24 protein-coding genes are annotated in these 18,742 nt (G+C 41.7%); 13 read left to right on the top strand and 11 right to left on the bottom strand.

Annotated elements, in window-relative coordinates; genetic code table 11:
- The first annotated feature begins 290 nt into the window (after positions 1-290).
- The 3 genes from CJU60_RS08690 (at position 291) to CJU60_RS08680 (ending at position 1,664) form a co-directional block, all read left to right on the top strand.
- Entirely contained in the window at positions 291-413 is a 123-nt protein-coding gene (locus tag CJU60_RS08690) for a biofilm-forming protein (RefSeq protein ID WP_095713538.1), read from the top strand.
- An 89-nt stretch (positions 414-502) separates the two neighbouring features.
- Positions 503-790: a YozQ family protein gene (locus tag CJU60_RS08685; RefSeq protein WP_024121001.1), complete on the top strand. Its 288-nt coding sequence runs from the start codon at positions 503-505 to the stop codon at positions 788-790.
- A gap of 460 nt (positions 791-1,250) precedes the next feature.
- Entirely contained in the window at positions 1,251-1,664 is a 414-nt protein-coding gene (locus CJU60_RS08680; protein ID WP_176471072.1) for a YjdF family protein, read from the top strand.
- Positions 1,665-1,715: 51 nt separating this feature from the next.
- Here CJU60_RS08680 and CJU60_RS08675 read toward each other — a convergent pair whose 3' ends face one another.
- Both CJU60_RS08675 and CJU60_RS08670 read right to left on the bottom strand, forming a co-directional pair.
- Positions 1,716-2,222, bottom strand: coding sequence for a GNAT family N-acetyltransferase (locus CJU60_RS08675; protein WP_024121004.1), 507 nt, complete (start codon positions 2,220-2,222; stop codon positions 1,716-1,718).
- A 311-nt stretch (positions 2,223-2,533) separates the two neighbouring features.
- The gene (locus tag CJU60_RS08670) at positions 2,534-3,400 is read right to left on the bottom strand and encodes a LysR family transcriptional regulator (protein ID WP_095713536.1); all 867 of its coding nucleotides are present in this window, start codon (positions 3,398-3,400) and stop codon (positions 2,534-2,536) included.
- A 128-nt stretch (positions 3,401-3,528) separates the two neighbouring features.
- Here CJU60_RS08670 and CJU60_RS08665 point away from each other — a divergent pair, with 128 nt between their 5' ends.
- The 3 genes from CJU60_RS08665 to CJU60_RS08655 all read left to right on the top strand — a co-directional run bounded on the left by CJU60_RS08665 (position 3,529) and on the right by CJU60_RS08655 (position 5,555).
- Positions 3,529-4,500, top strand: coding sequence for a DMT family transporter (locus CJU60_RS08665; protein WP_095713535.1), 972 nt, complete (start codon positions 3,529-3,531; stop codon positions 4,498-4,500).
- A gap of 17 nt (positions 4,501-4,517) precedes the next feature.
- Positions 4,518-4,661 carry a YrzO family protein gene (locus CJU60_RS08660; RefSeq protein ID WP_024121008.1) on the top strand — a complete coding sequence of 48 codons (144 nt, stop codon included), beginning with the start codon at positions 4,518-4,520 and terminating at the stop codon, positions 4,659-4,661.
- 126 nt (positions 4,662-4,787) lie between these two features.
- Positions 4,788-5,555, top strand: a complete 768-nt coding sequence (locus CJU60_RS08655) for a MerR family transcriptional regulator (protein WP_095713534.1) — start codon at positions 4,788-4,790, stop codon at positions 5,553-5,555.
- Positions 5,556-5,737: 182 nt separating this feature from the next.
- Here CJU60_RS08655 and CJU60_RS08650 read toward each other — a convergent pair whose 3' ends face one another.
- Together CJU60_RS08650 and CJU60_RS08645 are read right to left on the bottom strand one after the other, a co-directional pair.
- Positions 5,738-5,932 carry a DUF4177 domain-containing protein gene (locus CJU60_RS08650; protein WP_024121010.1) on the bottom strand — a complete coding sequence of 65 codons (195 nt, stop codon included), beginning with the start codon at positions 5,930-5,932 and terminating at the stop codon, positions 5,738-5,740.
- A gap of 327 nt (positions 5,933-6,259) precedes the next feature.
- Positions 6,260-6,568, bottom strand: a complete 309-nt coding sequence (locus tag CJU60_RS08645) for a YjdJ family protein (protein WP_095713533.1) — start codon at positions 6,566-6,568, stop codon at positions 6,260-6,262.
- Between the two features lie 350 nt (positions 6,569-6,918).
- Here CJU60_RS08645 and CJU60_RS21810 point away from each other — a divergent pair, with 350 nt between their 5' ends.
- Complete coding sequence (locus tag CJU60_RS21810; protein WP_255238331.1) at positions 6,919-7,041, top strand: hypothetical protein; 123 nt, start codon at positions 6,919-6,921, stop codon at positions 7,039-7,041.
- Between the two features lie 26 nt (positions 7,042-7,067).
- Here the strand turns inward: CJU60_RS21810 and cyoE are convergent, their stop codons facing one another.
- Entirely contained in the window at positions 7,068-8,054 is a 987-nt protein-coding gene (gene cyoE / locus CJU60_RS08635) for a heme o synthase (protein ID WP_095713547.1), read from the bottom strand.
- Between the two features lie 125 nt (positions 8,055-8,179).
- Positions 8,180-8,416: a spore coat protein gene (locus CJU60_RS08630; RefSeq protein WP_141243771.1), complete on the bottom strand. Its 237-nt coding sequence runs from the start codon at positions 8,414-8,416 to the stop codon at positions 8,180-8,182.
- Positions 8,417-8,691: 275 nt separating this feature from the next.
- Here CJU60_RS08630 and CJU60_RS08625 point away from each other — a divergent pair, with 275 nt between their 5' ends.
- Positions 8,692-10,092, top strand: a complete 1,401-nt coding sequence (locus CJU60_RS08625; RefSeq protein WP_095713530.1) for a polysaccharide deacetylase family protein — start codon at positions 8,692-8,694, stop codon at positions 10,090-10,092.
- A 50-nt stretch (positions 10,093-10,142) separates the two neighbouring features.
- Here CJU60_RS08625 and CJU60_RS08620 read toward each other — a convergent pair whose 3' ends face one another.
- Entirely contained in the window at positions 10,143-10,616 is a 474-nt protein-coding gene (locus tag CJU60_RS08620) for a YjfA family protein (protein WP_059336143.1), read from the bottom strand.
- Between the two features lie 127 nt (positions 10,617-10,743).
- Positions 10,744-10,911 (bottom strand): YjfB family protein, encoded by a 168-nt coding sequence (locus CJU60_RS08615; RefSeq protein ID WP_010333849.1) that lies wholly within the window; start codon positions 10,909-10,911, stop codon positions 10,744-10,746.
- Positions 10,912-11,036: 125 nt separating this feature from the next.
- Here CJU60_RS08615 and CJU60_RS08610 point away from each other — a divergent pair, with 125 nt between their 5' ends.
- The gene (locus tag CJU60_RS08610) at positions 11,037-11,936 is read left to right on the top strand and encodes a DUF2268 domain-containing putative Zn-dependent protease (RefSeq protein ID WP_095713529.1); all 900 of its coding nucleotides are present in this window, start codon (positions 11,037-11,039) and stop codon (positions 11,934-11,936) included.
- 14 nt (positions 11,937-11,950) lie between these two features.
- Here the strand turns inward: CJU60_RS08610 and CJU60_RS08605 are convergent, their stop codons facing one another.
- Together CJU60_RS08605 and CJU60_RS08600 are read right to left on the bottom strand one after the other, a co-directional pair.
- Positions 11,951-12,343 (bottom strand): ribosomal maturation YjgA family protein, encoded by a 393-nt coding sequence (locus tag CJU60_RS08605; protein ID WP_095713528.1) that lies wholly within the window; start codon positions 12,341-12,343, stop codon positions 11,951-11,953.
- 99 nt (positions 12,344-12,442) lie between these two features.
- On the bottom strand, positions 12,443-13,009 hold the full coding sequence (locus CJU60_RS08600) for a YjgB family protein (protein WP_095713527.1): 567 nt from the start codon (positions 13,007-13,009) through the stop codon (positions 12,443-12,445).
- A 146-nt stretch (positions 13,010-13,155) separates the two neighbouring features.
- Here CJU60_RS08600 and fdhF point away from each other — a divergent pair, with 146 nt between their 5' ends.
- The 4 genes from fdhF (at position 13,156) to CJU60_RS08580 (ending at position 18,252) form a co-directional block, all read left to right on the top strand.
- On the top strand, positions 13,156-16,113 hold the full coding sequence (gene fdhF, locus CJU60_RS08595; RefSeq protein ID WP_095713526.1) for a formate dehydrogenase subunit alpha: 2,958 nt from the start codon (positions 13,156-13,158) through the stop codon (positions 16,111-16,113).
- Complete coding sequence (locus tag CJU60_RS08590) at positions 16,106-16,666, top strand: helical membrane plugin domain-containing protein (protein ID WP_095713525.1); 561 nt, start codon at positions 16,106-16,108, stop codon at positions 16,664-16,666. The genes fdhF and CJU60_RS08590 overlap by 8 nt, the downstream gene beginning before the upstream one ends.
- A 289-nt stretch (positions 16,667-16,955) precedes the next feature.
- Positions 16,956-17,543 (top strand): DUF4352 domain-containing protein, encoded by a 588-nt coding sequence (locus CJU60_RS08585; RefSeq protein ID WP_095713524.1) that lies wholly within the window; start codon positions 16,956-16,958, stop codon positions 17,541-17,543.
- A gap of 91 nt (positions 17,544-17,634) precedes the next feature.
- Positions 17,635-18,252, top strand: coding sequence for an NUDIX hydrolase (locus CJU60_RS08580; protein WP_095713523.1), 618 nt, complete (start codon positions 17,635-17,637; stop codon positions 18,250-18,252).
- A gap of 31 nt (positions 18,253-18,283) precedes the next feature.
- On the opposite strand, the gene CJU60_RS08575 is transcribed toward CJU60_RS08580, so the two are convergent.
- On the bottom strand, positions 18,284-18,562 hold the full coding sequence (locus CJU60_RS08575) for a hypothetical protein (protein WP_024121023.1): 279 nt from the start codon (positions 18,560-18,562) through the stop codon (positions 18,284-18,286).
- Positions 18,563-18,742: the final 180 nt, after the last annotated feature.

Below are 18,742 nucleotides of genomic sequence, written 5' to 3'. Positions count from 1 at the left end.
TCAGCAATTAGGCTTAATACATAATTCTAGACTTGTTTTCATGCTGGCTGATCCTCTAACAAAGAGTGTTTTTCTTACAGTAAACGGAACAGTTTCTTCATATTACATTCTTTAAACTTATTGTGTTGACTGAAAGATAAATTATGCTTTGGCAGATACAGAACTAATGACGAATGGTCACTCTTAAGAGTTTTTTTGTTATTGGTCAAAAGGGGTGAATGAATGCCTGCTCAAAAGACAGAATAAGGGGGAAGCTGATATTCCAATGTTTTCAGAAAAGAGGTGAAAGCATGACTAAAAAAGGGATTCAAAATTCAAGTATTGAACAAATAAGAAATGATCATGAGACTGAAACAGCATTCAAGGCAGATGACCCTAAAAAACGTGGCACAGGTTCAAAGAGGACCAAATAAGTTTTGTTTCAATGGAAAGCCTAATATCAAGATAGGGCCAATTGTTTTTGGCCTGTCATATTGATTGATAAGGAATGGGAGTGGATGATGTGACTCAAAAAAATGGAGCAGACAGACCTGATGATTATAAAAGATTTTCGGAAATCGACAAGGATTTTGATTTTAATCAAAATGGCGATCCTAAGTCAGAGACATTAGGCAAGAACGAGCAAACCAATAACAAAGAAGAAGCAAACGAAAATATGGATGTTGCAGGAAGATATTTTGAACCGTCAGATTACAAAGGAACCACTCAATTGGAACAGGGTTTGGCTGAAACGCATGAACAAGTCAGTGATGACTATTTTGAGGGAACCATCGACCAAAACTTGGACTAATAATCAAGCGGAGCTGACTCGAATGAACTTGAGTTAGTTCCGTTTTTAGTACAAAGATGAAACTGGTTCGGCAGAGGCTGCTTTCATAAAGGGGCATGCAAATAGTGGTATCCACGCTTTATGTGAACGCCTGACAGCTGCCGGCTTTTGCGAAACAAAAGGAAACCGTAGCTTGATATTCTATTGAAAGAAGAGAATGCAATTCTATTTAATCTATTTCAGTCTTCTTTGGATTCCTTGATTTTGAATAGAGAAAAAAGGTTCAAGCTGATGCATGACTTATTCTTGAAGTATGCACTCAATATCTTTTCTCTAAAGGGAAAAATTGATAAAATTTATGCGGAAGAATGAAAAAACACGATTCGGTTGGTAGTCCGAATGCATTTTTATCATGTCAGTAACCTTCCCCTCCTCGGGATGTCCGTCATTCTTTCATCATTTAAAAGAGGGGGGAATCGTTATGAAATTAACGATTTACTACAATGGTCAGTTTTGGGTAGGAGTTATTGAGGTTGTGAAAAACGGAAAACTAAAGGCCTCTCAGCATTTGTTTGGAAAAGAGCCGAAGGATTCTGAAGTATTCGATTTTGTTAATAGACAACTCTTAAAGACTCTGTCCCAGTCTGAGCAGGAAGGAGTTCGTGTAAAGGCCCAAGATCAGAAAAAGATAAATCCGAAAAGATTGCAACGTCAGGTTTCGAAGGAATTGAAACGTGCCGGAGCATCCTTAAAGGCACAGGATGCGATGAAACAAGAGTTGGAAGCGAAGAAGCAAAAGAAAAAACAAATAACGAAAGAACAAAGAGAAAAAATAAAAGAACAAAAGTATCTCATCAGAAAGCAAAAAGCTAAAAAAAAGCATAGAGGAAAATAGCTTGAAAAAGCAGGCATAGAGCCTGCTTTCTTATAAGTGAAGAATATGTTTTTACACTTTAGCGTATCTCCAATGGATAAAGTCTTTTTCTTCACGGTCCAGTTTAAACCCTAACTTCTTCAAAATATGTTGTGATCCCATATTGCCATGATCACATCTTGCCGCAATACAGTTAACATTCTCTTCGCTTAATGCCCAGTTTATTAACTTTTGAGCAGCCTCAAAACAATAACCTTTACGGCGGTGACTTTTATTTGTTGCAAAACCGATTTCAACCATGCCATCCGTATCAGGGTCACCTAAAAACCCAGTTCCTCCGACAATTTCATAATCATCCTTCTTTAAAATGATCCATGAATCAAATCCTCTTGTTCCTTTATTTTTGATTAAAATCTCGCGGAAATAAGGAATTGCTTCAAAAAAATCGGAGTTTGGCCATTCCCCATTTGTTTTATAACCCAGGTCTATAATAGCCTGATGATCCAGTTTAGATGCAGCGTCTAGAAGGTTAACATCAATCGTTTTTAATAGTAACCGATCCGTTTCAAGGAGAACCATCTCTTTAGCCTCTCTTCTATTTGATATCCATACATGTGATTCTTTTTATATTCATTTACCATGAATCGAGAATTAATTGTCCTCTCTATACAAGTTTGTCACAATGCATATTCATTATTTTCTCTCTCTATAACGTATCCGTAATATGTGCCGCACCAGAAAAATTCATGAACTTGATAACAGAAATAAACGGATGTTAAGGAGTAAAGGGGGAGCAGAGATGGTGCCTGCTCTTTATTATGAAAAGATATTTGCGGCTAACAGGAATATGCATAAGTTAGGCGGTGAGAACAAAGCAGTAGCAGACTTCCTTAAGACATACTCATACTTTGATGCTCACTAATCGTCTTCAGCAGGCTGCGCATCGAATTTGTCATGTAAGCGTCTTTGTGCCGAATAAAGATGGTTGAGATCATGCTATATTTCTCAGGCAGCGGGTGACAATAAACCTTACCTGCGGCTGAAAGATGTGTTATGGCGGATTCGGGTACGACTGTGATTCCAAGACCAAGTGCGACACTGTTTAAAATGGTCTCTAGAATGTTAAATTCCAAAATTCTTTTTGGAAGTAAACCTTCATCTTTGAGCCAATGTTCCAGCCTGGAACGATATCCGCATCCTTGATTAGACACAAGGATCGGCGTCGTCATAAAATCCTCTATTTGAAACGTTTTATTTGCCGTTACTAGAGTAAGTTTTTCAGTATAGACATCATATTGTTCGAGAACGGAATGCTTAATTGGCCCAGATATAAAAGCCCCGTCTAATTCGTGGTTGGTTACCTTCTCAATAAGCTCCTCCGTTAAGCCAGCCTGCAATGATAAATCCACGTTTGGATACTTTTTATAATAGGAGGCTAAGATGGGCGGCAGTATCCTCACTGTTTCCACTGTACCGATTTTTAATATTCCAGACGGGATATCACTATCAAGAAAGACTTGTTTTAGCTCTTCAACATCTTTCAAGATTTTGTTCACGTATTCAAGCATTTTTCGGCCCTCGGGATTTAATGTTACCCCTTTTTTATGCCGATTGAAAAGAGGTGTTTTGAGTTCGTTTTCTAATTGCTTAATACGTGCTGTTACATTGGATTGTACATAGCTTAATTCCTTTGCAGCGCCGGTAATACTTTTGTGATGAGCAACGCTTTGGAAAATTTGTAAGTCTCGCAGTTCCATTTAGTATCCCTCCTTCATTTAAAATATCATTATAAATGATGTTTTTCATCATTTTTATTCATTTTACATGATGTCACCCTTCTTTTTATAATTCTCATTGTCAATACAAGAAAAGGAGGGGAATGACAATGAAAAACGGTCAATTATTCATTGGTGTCCTCACATGTTTAGTAGCAAGTATGTCGTGGGGCGCAATGTTTCCAGTTGCAGATCATGCATTAGCATTTGTTGATCCATTTTATTTTTCATCTATTCGATACGGTGTTGTAGCAGTTATCTTAGTGATTTTATTATTGGTGAGGGAGGGGAAGAAATCATTTCGTCTAGAGGGTAAAGCAAAACTGCTCGTTTTTTTTGGTGTGATGGCGTTTACTGTATACAATGTTTTTATTTTTTGGGGCCAAAGATTGATGGGGGAGTCTGGAATCATGACTGCGTCTATTGCAGAGGCGCTGATGCCAATCATTTCTATTTTTATCCTGTGGGGGTATAAACATGTGAAGCCGAAAAAATATAAGGTTCTATCTATTATGATTGCTTTTTTTGGAGCTGCATTTGTTATTACTAAAGGTGATATGAGTTTCTTTTATACATTGAGAGATAATCTGTATTCGCTAACCTTTATTTTAATGGGTGTTGTGGGATGGGTAATCTATACAATGGGGGGACAGCTATTTCAAGAATGGTCTACGCTGCGCTATTCAACATTGACGTGTTTATTCGGTACAGCTGTAACAGGTATTCTAACAGCTGCGCTCACCGCTCAAGGATACGTGTCCATACCTAGTATAAATGTGATTGCTGAAATTAAGTATGACTTAATATTTATGATTACTTTACCAGGTATCGTAGCTCTCCTTAGCTGGAACTATGGTGTTAAAATTTTATCACCCATTAACGGGATTTTATTTATTAACTTTGTTCCCATTACTACATTGTTAATCATGATGATACAAGGATCTAAAATAACCACTTTTGATGTAGCAGGAACACTGCTTGTCATGACAGCGCTTATTCTAAATAACATTTTTCAGCGTAAGGAAGATAAAAATGATAAGCAGTCTTTAGAAAGTGAACAAACACAGTTGACTATCTCTTAAACGTTGGAGGATGCTATATGCTTGAAGGTTTATTGTTTTTCATTTCGGCTGGCATTGTCTGTGAACTAGCAGCAATTAATCGGAATGGCCGCAAAAATATAAAACAGCAGGAGGAGTTCAATCAACTTTTAAAAGAACTTCTTAATAGAGACATCAAATAAGTTTCGGTATATGACATGTTGCAGATAAATCATCTCCTTGAAACATTCAAGGAGATTTTTTTAAAAAAAGCTTTGACATTCACGTTACGTCAAAGTGTACGGTTAATGTATAAGGAGGGAGAAGAAATGGAATATACCGTTCAGAAGTTAGCCAAATTAGCGGGAGTCAGCACAAGAACGCTTAGGTATTATGATGAGATTAACCTTTTACAGCCAGCACGGATTAATTCATCTGGATACCGAATTTATGGGGAAAAAGAAGTCAACCAATTACAGCACATTTTATTTTATCGAGAGTTAGGCTTCCAATTAGAGGAGATAAAAAAATTAATCTTTTCCCCATCTTTTAATCGTCATAAAGCATTAAAGGATCATCATGCAGAGCTTCTAGAAGAAAGAGCCCGGATTGATAGCCTTATACAAAATGTAGAGAAAACAATTCATGCAGAGGAGAGAAACGAAAAAATGAGAGATGAAGAGAAATTTAAAGGATTTAAAAAAGAGCTTGTGGAAGAAAACGAGCGGAAATATGGAGCGGAAATACGCCAAAAGTATGGAGAAGAAGCGGTGGAAGAAACTAACCAAGAAGTGTTGAATATGACAAAGGAGCAATATGAAGAGCTGACCGCTACAGAAAAAGAAATGTTTGAAAAACTTAAAAAAGCATTTGAAGAAGGAGATCCAAAAAGTGAAGATGCCTTGAAAGCGGCGGAATTGCACAAAAAATGGCTTCTTTATCATTGGAGCGACTACAGCAAAGAAGCTCATGCAGGTCTAGGGGAGATGTATGTATCAGATGAGCGCTTTAAGCGATATTACGATCAACATGGTGAGGGATTAGCTGAATTTCTAAGACAGGTGATCTATGTGTATACTGGGAAAGTAAATGATTAAGCATCTAACTGATGCATGGACTTTATCGAGCGAGAACGAAAGCGAAGTTTGAAGCACGATTGAAAAAACTAGAGTCTTTCTTTGTCATGAAGGGTCAAAAAAGCTTACTAATTGTAAGCTTTTTATGATTTGTCATTTATAAATGTAAGTTACTCAATGGTAAGAATGCTTAGCCATAAAGACTAAGCATCTTCCACATCTCTTTCAAATATCATTTCAAAATAAGCAGCTGCTCCATACCCGTCTATACTAGGGGCGAAAATCTGAATAAACTTCCATCCTCTTTGAGCATAGTCACGAATGATTTGTTGGTAGTCTTCTTTGGGTCTTCTTCTCATGGTACTAAGTTCGACTCTAACGAATTCATACTCTTTCATCATGTGATACCTCCTGTAAGGTTATACGAAAGAGCGAGAGAAAAGTTCCGAAAGATGGAAAAACAAAAGGTGAAACCGAAAATAACCAATGAGGCAAGAACATTCAAGTTCGGATCATATAAACGCAGTTCTGATTGACCATACGAATATAGAGAAGATGTAAATCGTGCACCTAATCGTGGAATGCTTAGAAATCAAGTACGCGGAGCGAGATACGCCTTGCCATATCCTTTAGATGAACTGGCGATTAAAGAAAAAAGAGGGGGAGGATCATAACGGTGCTCCTTTTATGGTATTTCAATGGGGCATGTGGAAATGACATATTCTTTACCGAGCCGTGTGGCAATCGCGAATCAGCAAAAAAAGCGATAATAACACATATAAAAACGAACAGATCATCAGTATACTCATGACCCGATAGTGTTTCGCAGAGTATATGAAAAAGTCCAGCTGTGAAATTTGTTTGGGGCTGGTGATGGTGTCAATGCCTTTAAGGAGCTTTGAAAATTTGGCTGTGTAATTCCAATCGAATTGATCTGAAACAAGCTCGCTTCCTTGATACCAATTGACAGCGGCTAAAAACAGAAAAGCCATGAATGAAAATCCAAGCTGAACAACTAAAACAATCCCTTTCATCGTACGCCTCCAAATCAATGAACATGAGAAAAGCAGATCATATATTACCATAATGTAGGTGGTTGGACAATTTTTTCTTTATTCCGGATTGGGATAGCTGACAATGGAAAGGATCTTAATCTGTAATATTTCATATCTTAGAATGGAGAGCCAGTATGTATTTCATTGGAGCTTTAGTTCAGACTGGGCTGGTACTTTTTTGCTCTTTCGGCTTTTGCCGCTCTCAGCTATGTGTTATTTTGGATATTGGTGATCATATCCAGAAAGTGATGGTGTCCATGAACAAAGAAATCCTAAAATACATACTCACTATTTTTTCAATATGTGCAGCCCTCCAGGAAACCGATGATATGAGTATTGCCCATAGCTGGATTTTGACTGAAATCGTCCGATTTTTGATTTGCGCGGCTGTATTTATTATCCTGACATTTCTATTAGAGACTGTTTTCCCAAACAAAAAAGAGTCACATTAATGTGTGGCTCTTTTTGCATAAAATCATCAGATTAATAACATTACAAATGAATCAATCATCATGACAAAAAACAGCAAGCAAAAATAAATGAGTGAGTAGACAAACATATCCTTTGCCCACTCTACGTCATCGTCTGTTTTGAATCCATGGACGCCTTTTTTGATCCATATACCTCCGAGAACCAAGGCAGTTAAAAAATAAAATGGGCTGATATGGCCGGTGCCGAGAGAAAAAGGAAATAATAGCGTAACCGGCACCAGGACTGCAATATATTGAATCATTTTTACTTTCGTTACATGATTTCCTTTTACAACAGGCAAGAGCGGGACACCAGCCGCCCGATATTCCTCTTTGCGTCTTATCCCAATAGCCCAAAAATGCGGGGGCTGCCACAGAAACATAATGGCATATAACATGACGGCGGTTACACTGATTTCTCCTGTGATGGCACAATAACCCATCAGTGGCGGAGCAGCTCCCGGAAAGCTTCCGACAAACGTGCTCCATACCGAGGCCCGTTTCACCCATACTGTATAGATGATGGCATAAAAAATAAAGGCGGCCAGTCCGAGAATTGCAGTTAAAGGGTTGAGGGAATACAGCATGGCAAGACCTGCTATTCCTAAAACAGAGCCATACGTTAAGATCAAAGCAGGCGGCATTTTTCCTGTGACTGAGGCCCTGCTGCGGGTGCGCTCCATTTTTGCATCCATATGCCGATCAAAATAGTTGTTGTAGACAGTGCCGGAGGCCATGACGAACGCGGTTCCAAGCATTGCCGTTATCATTGTCATAAAAAAAGCGAGTCCTGTTAATGGTTTTTCTGAGCCCACAAATGCGATCCAAAATCCGCCGAAGGCTGCTATCGAGTTTGATACGATAATGCCGGGTTTTGCAAGCTTTATAAAATCGTAAACGGATACCCGGTTCGAGGCTTTTATGTATTTTGTTTCAGAAATCGGAGCATAAACTCTTGAATTCTCCAAAAATAGACGCCTCCCCCAAAACTGCATGCTTTTGTTATCGTACCAAGAGGCCAGCCAGATCACAATTATTTCCTGTATTTGTCATGATATTGTCAATTTTTATACAAAAAAAGGGGAGCTGGACTGCCCCCATTCTCGGTAAACACCGCCTGCTATCTGTTGTATCCTCCATATCCGCCGCCGTATCCGCCGCCGTATCCGTACCAAGGGTAGTAAGGAGGGCGCGGGTAGTAGTAAGGCGGACGCGGATAAAACGGATAAAACGGTCTTGGGTAATAATAAGGCGGATAAAATGGCGGTCTAGGGCGCGGACGCGGGTAGTAATATGGCTGTCTTTCGTCAAAAGGTGAAACTGGCTCAAACTGATCGTAATTAACAGGAAATTCCAAGAGGGTTACCTCCCTAGCATTTTTTATTCTGTTTACCTTATTCCTGATATGAGAAATGGGTGTATGTCCATCGACCAAATTGTTTTTTTAATTGAGTAAATCCTCAGAAAGGGATTGACAAGAACTTCTAAATCTCCTATTATTACAAAAGTGAAATAAATGTTACTTTAATGTTACAAAAATATTTCTGGTTGGGTACTAACATGCATAAAGAACATCATCTGAATCTTTTGATGAAATATAAATCGAAGTGATTACGAAAGAAGGAATTTGTGTTGTTGGCGAAAAGAATCAAATGGTTTCAAGTATTAGTGGCAGTTGTTTGTGCGGCAGGGCTTATTGGCTTTTGCCATAATACATCAAAAAAAGAAACGGTCATGAATCAAGTGAAAACCGATTCTCAGTATGGAGATGTGGAGATCGCAACGCTTGTGAATGACGGGAAAACCTTCAATTACGCGGTCAACTACCCTGTTTTTAAAAATAAAAAAATGGATGCGGCATTAAAGAGTTTCGCAGAGAAAGAGGTTCGCCAATTTCAGAAGGAAACGAAAGATGCTGACCAGGAGCATACAAAAAAGCGCAATGAACTCAACATCGATTATGAAATTGTTCATTATGCCAAGCAGACAGCGGCAGTGGTCTTTAATGAATATAAATACATAGGCGGCGCGCATGGACAAACCGTAAAAAAAACATTTAACTTTGATTTTAGCAAGGAAGCATTTCTTTCTATTGATGATATTTTCAAAAAGGACTCTGATTATTTACAAAAGCTTTCGCTGATCGCTTATCATGAGCTTAAAAAGAATAAGGACATTGCAGCGGATGACGAATTGTTAAAAGAAGGAACTGCACCGGCAAAAGAAAATTTCAGCCGTTTTGCCGTCAAGGAAGATTATATCGAGTTTTATTTTGATACATATCAAGTCGCTGCGGGCTATCTTGGAGAGCAGTCGATTGCGATTAAGAAAAATCTTTTAAAAGATATATTGAAAGAACAATATATTGATAAAGCGAAAAACAAAAATAAAATCAAAGAACAAAAACCGAAGCACGAAGTCATTTCATTACCTAAAGAAGAAACAGTTGATCCGAATAAAAAAGTCATTGCGCTTACTTTCGACGACGGCCCGAATCCTGCGACAACAAATCAGATTCTGGACTCCTTGAAGAAATATGAAGGGCATGCAACGTTTTTTGTGCTGGGCAGCAGGGTTCAATATTATCCGGAAACGTTAAAAAGAATGCTGAAAGAAGGAAATGAAGTGGGGAACCACTCATGGAGCCATCCGCTTCTCACAAGGCTTTCAGTGAAAGAGGCTGTAAAGCAGATCAATGACACGCAGGACATGATTGAAAAAATAAGCGGTTATCGTCCGACGCTTGTGCGTCCTCCATATGGCGGCATTAATGATGAACTGCGCAGCAAGCTGAAAATGGATGTCGCGTTATGGGACATTGATCCGGAAGATTGGAAAGACCGAAATAAAAATACAATTGTCAACCGAGTCATGAGCCACGCGGCTGACGGAAAGACGATTTTAATACATGACATTTACGGCACTTCTGCTGATGCGGCCGATGAGATTATCAAAAGACTGACCGATCAAGGCTATCAATTGGTGACGGTCACTCAGCTTGAAGAGGTAAAAAAACAAAGGGAAGCTAAATAAATGTGGAAAGGCTGTCGCGGGAAATGCCCGTTGGACAGCCTTTTTTCTGTTTAATAAGAGCCTGTGGTTGCCCATACATTCAGGTTGGGGCCTGAATATTTACCGAAAGCGTAGGAGGTTCTCGGGTCTAAGTCATAGACCATAGGCGTATAACAAGATTTTTGGCCTGCCACCGCTTTGCCATTGCCGCCTGCAGAGTCACAGTTATATCTCTTTTTGTCTGTGTTCCGGGTTATTTCCGCGTTTGCTTCATAGCCTGTTGTCAAGGTGTTGTTCATCGTTATTTTTGCCCATGCCGTTTTGCATGTACTACTGAACTTGAGCTCGACGACTCCAATGACTTGATTGTTTGCGTTCACTAAGTTAGAAGATTTTTTTGTGGCGGCGCTGGACGCACAATCATTGTAATAAGGGCTTTTTCCATCGTAGGCATGTGTTTCCGCATGAGCGGGTGCTCCCTTTATGGCAAAAATAAATACGAATGCGAACAACACCAAAGACACCTTTTTAACCATTCTTTTCATTTCTTCCTAACCTCCTTAAAATGACAAACAATAAATCATACGGAGGAAAGGCCAAAACATGCATGCTTTTTTGTGAAAAATAAAGGCGGCCGGGAGGATGGAGTTCTTGGCCGCCTGGGGTGTGAAGCTAAGCTTTCAGGTCAATTTTTTGTCCGAGTGTCGGGTGCTGAATCAGCTTAAGGGTTTGGTCAGCATTTTGCTGGGCAGTGTCCAGCATCTTTTTCGTTAAAGCGATATCAACATTTTGGGCCAGATTTGCTTGATGCATGGCAACTGATAATGCAGGAATATCCATTGCTACACCTCCTATGCCTTACCTATCGGCGGCCGGCTTTGATTTTATAGGGCAGAAAGGCTTAATTTTTTCTGTTGACCTTTACGCTGCGGCATACCGTATATTTTTCGTGAGGAGGGATTAGGATGAATATCGTAATAGAACAGACCTTTCAGCAATATGAAAAGCTGTTTTCGATGGAAGAACACGAAAGAGAGGACGAGTTTCGGTATACGATGATGGGACCGTTTGAAAAAATGTGGAGCGCCATACAGGTTCCCCTAAAAGCGAAGACACCAAATGGATATGATGTGATCATGGCTGTAAAGATGCTTGGTTATTTGGATGTGTGTAATGCTGAAACCGGACAGACAGCATTAAGAAAACTGCAGCAATTGCATATTGCCGAGACTGCTGAATCTGCGCTGCAGCAGTGTATACATTTTGCCGAGCGTGAAAAGCTGCGAGTAAATGCGGAAGAAATGAGGTTCGGGCTTTACATTGCTGATCCAAGCAAGCTGAAGCTGCAAAAAGGGTATTGCGGGTTTGGGGGAATTCCAGGCTTTATTCACGTTTGGATGTATCCGAACAGCTATAACCTTCTTAGGATTTCATCGATGATTGCCCATGAATTTCACCATAATCTGCGGTTTTCGTATTTTGATTTTCACCGAGGTTCTGTGTCAGTCGGGGATTATCTTGTCATTGAAGGGCTGGCTGAGTCATTTGCGCGGGAGCTCTTTGGCGAAGAACAATTAGGTCCTTGGGTTACTCGCTTTGATCGGGACGATTTGCAATATTCCATTGAAGTCATAAAAGAGGTGATTGATGTAAAAGGCTTTTCGGAGGTGAGCCGTTACATGTTTGGAGATCAAATAGCGAAAGCGCAAGGCTTTGAGCCGGCGGGATTATCTGCTTTTGCCGGATATGCGGTTGGATATCACGCTGTTCAGTCTTTTATGAATAAACACCGGGTCGATATAAAGGAGGCCACACTCTTGGATACAGAGACGATTCTGTCTCAGTGCGGGCTGTTCTCGACATAAGAAAAAGCGTCACGTCAGCGGCGCTTTTTGATGTTTTGATGGATCAGCTCTATGAGTGTGCAGGTGACAATTCCCATCGTATAAGCTATGATATCGCTCCATAAAAATCCGTACCCCAGCACGAGGCCGCCGAGCGAAGTGCCCCTGATCCGGTCGATCCACTCAGCATGGTACAGCTGGCTGCATTCGATAATAACGCAAAATAAAAGGCTGATAATGCCTGTTGTGATGGTTTTCATCGTCTGAAACAGAAAGCCGCAGCCCGTAAAAATCATTGCGGCCCACAGTGCATCTCCGAGATAGGCATTGACGATATCCGGGAGAAAACTGGAGAATGCTCTTGACCCCAGTCCCAACCCAATGATGAGGATTGTAAAGGCCGCATATATGAACCGGTTCCTTCTCATTAATGATTGATACCTCTTCCCGCATTTTTCCTCCTATGTATTGTAAGGAATCCATCCTCACTTTGTCCATAAAAAAAGCGGCTGGAGCCGCAAGTGCTTTTATCTTGCTCTTAGATTGACATGGTCGGCTGTCTGGTCTTTTCCAATGACGAAATGGAGCTCATAAGGGCCTGTATCATAGATATAGTCGATTTCATCCGTGAATGGGACGGTTAAAATTCGGTCGGCGGGGCCAATTTGATCGCTCAGCACATCCGGTGTAACCCCTCCAAGATTCAGACGGCGTTCTACTCCGGTTCCAAAGTAACGGATTTCTGAAATGGTCATGTCTTTGTTATAGGAAAAGCCGTAGCCGGGATTTCCCATATTCCAGCTGTATAGATCAAACATATTGTTTCCTCCAGCCGGTCTTTCCGGTTCTCCCATCTTGGCATGGACATCCCCTTTTGTGCTTTTGTTAATCGTAAGACCTTGTACCTGCTGCGGCATTTCACCTGTAAAAGCGGTGTTATAAAGATTTTTTACAAGCTCAGCGGATGATGAGGTTGTTTCTTCAGCAGGCGGATTTGCCTGAGCGGCAGCTTTTGCCGGAATTGCCGTCCCGAAGCCAAAAACAGTGCCTGACAGTGCTGCCGCCGCTGTTAATGCGGAAATGGTTTTCTTCATGGTTATCCCTCCCTTTTTGTCTATCATGACGTTTCCCGGTGTTCGTGCATTAAAACATTTGTATGCGCTCTGTATGTTTTAATCAGCACATGCAAGGGAACTGAAATGGGTAATTCGGTATATAAACGCAAGAAAGGGGAATGGAGATGGCGGACACAAAAAAAGTAACCATAAACGGCGTTGAGATGGAGACAGCCGGAGACCAGACGGTGCTGCAGCTTTTGAATAACAGTTCAATCGAAGTGCCGCAAGTATGCTATCATCCGAGCCTTGGGCCGATAGAAACATGTGATACGTGTATCGTCAGCATCAATGGTGAGCTGAAGAGATCGTGCTCTTCTGAAATAAAGGATGGCGATGTCATTGATACGCTTTCGTCTGACGTGAAAAAGGCACAGGTCATCGGGATGGATAAAATCTTATATAATCATGAGCTTTACTGTACAGTTTGCGATTACAACAATGGAGGATGCGAAATACATAATACGGTGAAGGAAATGAAAATCAATCACCAAAGCATCCCGTTTGATCAAAAACCTTATCATAAGGATGAATCCCATCCGTTTTACCGGTATGATCCTGATCAATGTATTTTGTGCGGCCGCTGTGTCGAAGCATGCCAAGACGTACAGGTGACAGAAACACTGACGATTGACTGGGAGCGGGAACGCCCGCGCGTCATTTGGGATCATGACGTGCCGATTAACGAGTCGTCATGTGTGTCGTGCGGCCATTGCTCAACCGTATGTCCGTGCAACGCGATGATGGAAAAAGGAATGGAAGGGGAAGCCGGATATTTAACAGGCATCAATAACGAATCACTGCGCCCGATGATCGAGATTACGAAAGGCGTAGAGACAGGATACGGCTCGATTCTCGCCATTTCTGACATGGAATCTGCCATGCGTGATGAACGAATCAAAAAAACCAAAACCGTCTGCACCTATTGCGGTGTCGGCTGCAGTTTTGATGTTTGGACTAAGGGCAGAGATATTCTGAAAGTGGAGCCGCAGGAGGAGGCGCCTGCCAATGGCATTTCCACTTGTGTAAAAGGCAAGTTCGGCTGGGATTTTGTAAACAGTGAGGAGCGTCTGACAAAACCGCTCATCCGCGAAGGCGACCATTTCCGGGAAGCAGAGTGGGAGGAAGCCTTAACACTGATCGCAAGCAAGTTCACTGAATTGAAAGAAGAATGTGGCCCTGACTCACTTGCTTTTATCACGTCGTCTAAATGTACGAATGAAGAATCCTACCTGATGCAAAAGCTGGCCAGAGGGGTTATCGGCACAAATAATGTGGATAACTGCTCGCGCTATTGCCAGTCTCCGGCTACTGCCGGCCTGTTCCGGACAGTCGGATACGGCGGTGACTCAGGATCGATTACAGATATCGCCCAGGCAGATCTTGTTTTAATTATCGGTTCGAACACATCAGAGTCGCATCCGGTATTGTCTACCCGCATTAAACGGGCTCACAAGCTGAGAGGGCAGAAGGTTATCGTGGCTGATATCAGAAAACACGAAATGGCTGAGCGTTCTGATCTATTTGTTCAGCCGCGTGCCGGATCAGATATCGTCTGGCTGAATGCCATCTCCAAATATCTGATTGAAAACGGCAAGGCCGATGAACGCTTTTTGCAGGAAAGGGTCAACGGCCGGGATAAATACGTGAAAAGCCTTGCGCCGTACACACTTGAATATGCAGAGGAGAAAACCGGAATTGATAAACAAACCCTGATTCAAATGGCTGAAATGATTCATGAGGCTGACAGTGTGTGCGCGTTGTGGGCCATGGGCGTGACACAGCACATTGGAGGCAGCGATACAAGCACTGCGATTTCAAATTTGCTGCTTGTCACAGGAAACTACGGAAAACCGGGTGCGGGTTCTTATCCATTACGCGGCCATAACAACGTACAGGGAGCAAGTGACTTCGGAAGCATGCCAGACAGCCTGCCGGGCTATGAAAAAGTGAAGGATGAACAAGTCCGCAAGAAATACGAACAAGCCTGGGGTGTGCAGCTGCCGAAGGAGCCGGGCATGACCAACCATGAAATGATTGAAAAAATCCATTCCGGCCAGCTGAAAGCGATGTATGTAAAAGGGGAAGAAATGGGCCTTGTCGATTCTAATATCAATCATGTACACGCCGCATATGAAAAACTTGATTTCTTTGTTGTGCAGGACATTTTCCTATCTCGGACGGCAGAATTTGCAGATGTTGTTCTTCCTGCGAGCCCGAGCCTTGAAAAAGAAGGAACCTTTACAAACACTGAACGCCGTATTCAGCGTTTATACCAGGTATTTGAACCTATGGGTGAATCAAAGCCGGACTGGCAGATTATTATGGAGGTAGCGAATAAGCTTGGGGCCAATTGGAATTATGAGCATCCTTCCGATATTATGGAAGAAGCTGCAATGCTGTCACCAATTTATGCAGGAGTAACCTATGAACGTCTTGAGGGCTACAACTCCCTGCAATGGCCTGTAAGTGCTGATGGGAAGGATTCACCTTTACTCTTTACAGAACGCTTTCCTTTTCAGGACGGCAAAGCGATTCTTTATCCGGTTCAATGGACTGAGCCTGAGGAGTTCGGTGAGGAATATGACATCCATGTAAATAACGGCAGACTCTTGGAGCATTTCCATGAAGGAAACCTGACGTATAAATCAAAAGGCATTTCTGAAAAAACGCCGCATGTATTTTTAGAAATTTCTCCAGAGCTTGCGGCAGAACGGGGAATCCAGGACGGGACCCTTGTCAGACTCACGTCGCCTTTTGGAAATGTGAAGGTGAAATGCCTGATCACTGATCGTGTCAAAGGGAAGGAAGTGTATTTGCCAATGAACGATTCTGGGGAAGCGGCGATCAACCTGTTAACAGGCAGCCACGCGGACAAGGATACCGACACGCCTGCGTACAAAGAAACATCAGCAAAGATGGAAATATTGAAGCAGGATGGAATCAATCCGCTGCCTAAAATCAATCACCGCAACGGAAATCCGCAGCCGCAAATCGGTGTGCAGGTTCATAAGAAATGGGCGCGGAAGGATTACATCTTCCCTGGCGATGCTGTGAAAAGGGGGATTGGGCACAATGGCTAAAGCGATTAAACGCATTCAGAAAGTACAGGTGACCGAAGAAGATCAGCGCAAACGTGATTTGGAAGAAATCGAAGATGCCTTAGTCGACAACAAAGAAGCCATTATGGAGACGATGCAAATGCTTGGGCACATGAACGAACGGGGCGTGCTGCCTTTGCTCCGCGGTCTTTTTGGCCAAGGTGATAAAGTCCTTGACATCCTAGTGAAAAAGGCAGATACAGAGGAAACGGCCAATATGCTTAAAAACCTGCTTCTCCTGTTTGGAACACTCGGCATGCTGGATGTCAAACAGCTGGAGCCGCTCATTTTGAAAGTGAATGCCGGTGTGGCGAACGCGGTAGAACAGAAGAACAGCGAAGAGAAAACAGGTTATTTTGATATCATCCGTTCGCTTAAAGACCCGGAAATCAACAAAGCGGTTACGCTGCTGTTCTCCTTTTTAAAAGGAATGGGACAAGATACAAAGGAGCTGGAACGCACAACTCAGCCTCCGGAACATCAAAAGCATCATCAGGAACCCCGAAAGAAAAGGGGAATGGATAAGCGAGATTGACACCCGCCCGAGCCGGCTAATGCCAGCTCGGGTTTTTGTCGATATGGGTCTTTAGAACTAGGAGGAAATATCCGAATTAGAAACAAGACAAAGAAGCTTTTGTTTTGGAAAATGATATGCCATCACCGGCCTTTCCAGTATTTTTTCCAGTAAAGGATAAATATCTATGTCATTAGCTGACCAATACTATGAATGGATTTGATAGAGTAATTTGTTACTTTATTCCCTGTTAAGAAAAGGAAAAGCGTGATTATAATAGAAAATGATTACTTTAGATGGAGGAACGGCAATGAAAAAAGCATTATTCATTTTGTTTGTGCTAACGATTGGATTTGCGCTTTCTGCGTGCAGCCAGTCCAGTGATGCGTCAGCTGAGCAAAAGACAGAAAAGAAAGAAGCAACAGCAACGGAAAAGAAAACAGAGGAAAAAGAAACCAAAACGGATGAAAAGGTGTATAAAGTAGGCGAAACTTTTAAAGCTTCCAGCACAAATTTCTCGGTCAATAAAGTATATACAACGGCAGAACAAGGCGAGTATAAGACAAAAATTGGCGAGAAAGAAAAAACAATAAATAATAATGAAGAATTTTTAATAGCTGAGGTAACGATCGAAAATACAAGCGACAAGTCTTTCAATTATACGAGTGGCGGTTTTGAATTGAAAGATGGCAAAGATCAATCAATCAGAGCAAACATAGTATCTACTGCTGACCTGAAAACAAGCCTTAAATCAGGAAAGTTAGCCTCGGGTAAAAAGGTAACAGGCACAGTCAGTTTCGTGATTCCAAAAGGAGAAAAAAACCTTAATCTGTCATATAGTCCATCATTTTTAAATTTTGAAACAGAGGATATTACATATTTCGTAAAACTGAATTAAGGTATCTTTTGAGCATGTCACCGGAAAATCGGAGCATGCTTTTTTATTTAAAAGAGATTGATAGTATAAAATGGTAGTGAGGTGATCAATTATGCAAACCAAATGGCTGGAACAGGCCCAGCGGATTCAGGCGATCGCACAGGCGGGGCTTGCTTTTTCCAAGGATGTGTATGACAGGGAAAGGTACGAAGAGCTGATGAAGCTCAGCGCAGAGATGATGGCGGATTACTCGGAGAAGGACATTGAAGTCATCACTGATTTATGGAAAGGCGAGAAAGGCTATCCGACACCGAAGGCGGATGTTCGCGGCGCGGTATTTCGAGAGAATCGCATATTGCTTGTCCGGGAGAAGCATGACGAGCTGTGGTCACTCCCAGGCGGGTTTTGTGAAATTGGTTTATCACCCGCTGAAAATGTGATCATGGAAATCAAAGAAGAGTCGGGTTACGATACAGTGCCTTCTCGATTACTGGCCGTGCTGGACAGCCATAAGCATCCTCACCCCCCTCAGCCTTATCATTACTATAAGATCTTCATTGAATGCAGCATAACGGGCGGGCAGCAGAAAACCGGTATTGAGACGAACCATGCCGCTTTTTTTCCGGAAGACAAGCTCCCTCCGCTTTCTCCAAAACGAAACACACAGTCACAGCTCAGTATGCTTTTTGACTTTCAGCGTCATCCGGATAAAAAAACTGTATTGGATTAAACAAAAAAGAGCCGGAGGCTCTTTTTTGTTTTTACAGGGCAATATGTTTTTCGCTGGCTAGCTTCAAAAGGGTTAGTACCGAATCGGCTTGTTTATGGCCGAGCTTTTGTTTTAGTTTGCTTTCTTCCACTAAACGGCTTCCATATATATCGACAGAGGCTTTGTCGACGACAGTATGCCAGTTTTCCTGTTTTTTTCCCTCAACGAGCGGTTTTGAATGTCTCTCAGAAAAAGAGAACACAAACAATACAAATGCAAGTGAAAGTACGATGCCGACAACTAGTTTTTTACGGTTGATCTGTGCTGTCATTTGTTCTCTCCTTCACCATTTTACTTTCTATTTAATCATATCTTCAGCATGCTTTACATAATGGAAAAGTCATCTTTTAGAGTAGTGCTTACGTTGCGGATGAGGGCGACGTGTGAGATTTTCATAAGCTATTGATTGCGTTTCTAAAATCGATGAGCATGCCTAAGGTCACGTTGTGAA

The organism is Bacillus sp. 7705b (assembly GCF_002289525.1).
GTDB lineage: Bacteria > Bacillota > Bacilli > Bacillales > Bacillaceae > Bacillus > Bacillus halotolerans.
Note: the sequence above shows the minus strand (reverse complement) of the source record. Positions and strands in the feature narration are given on the sequence as shown.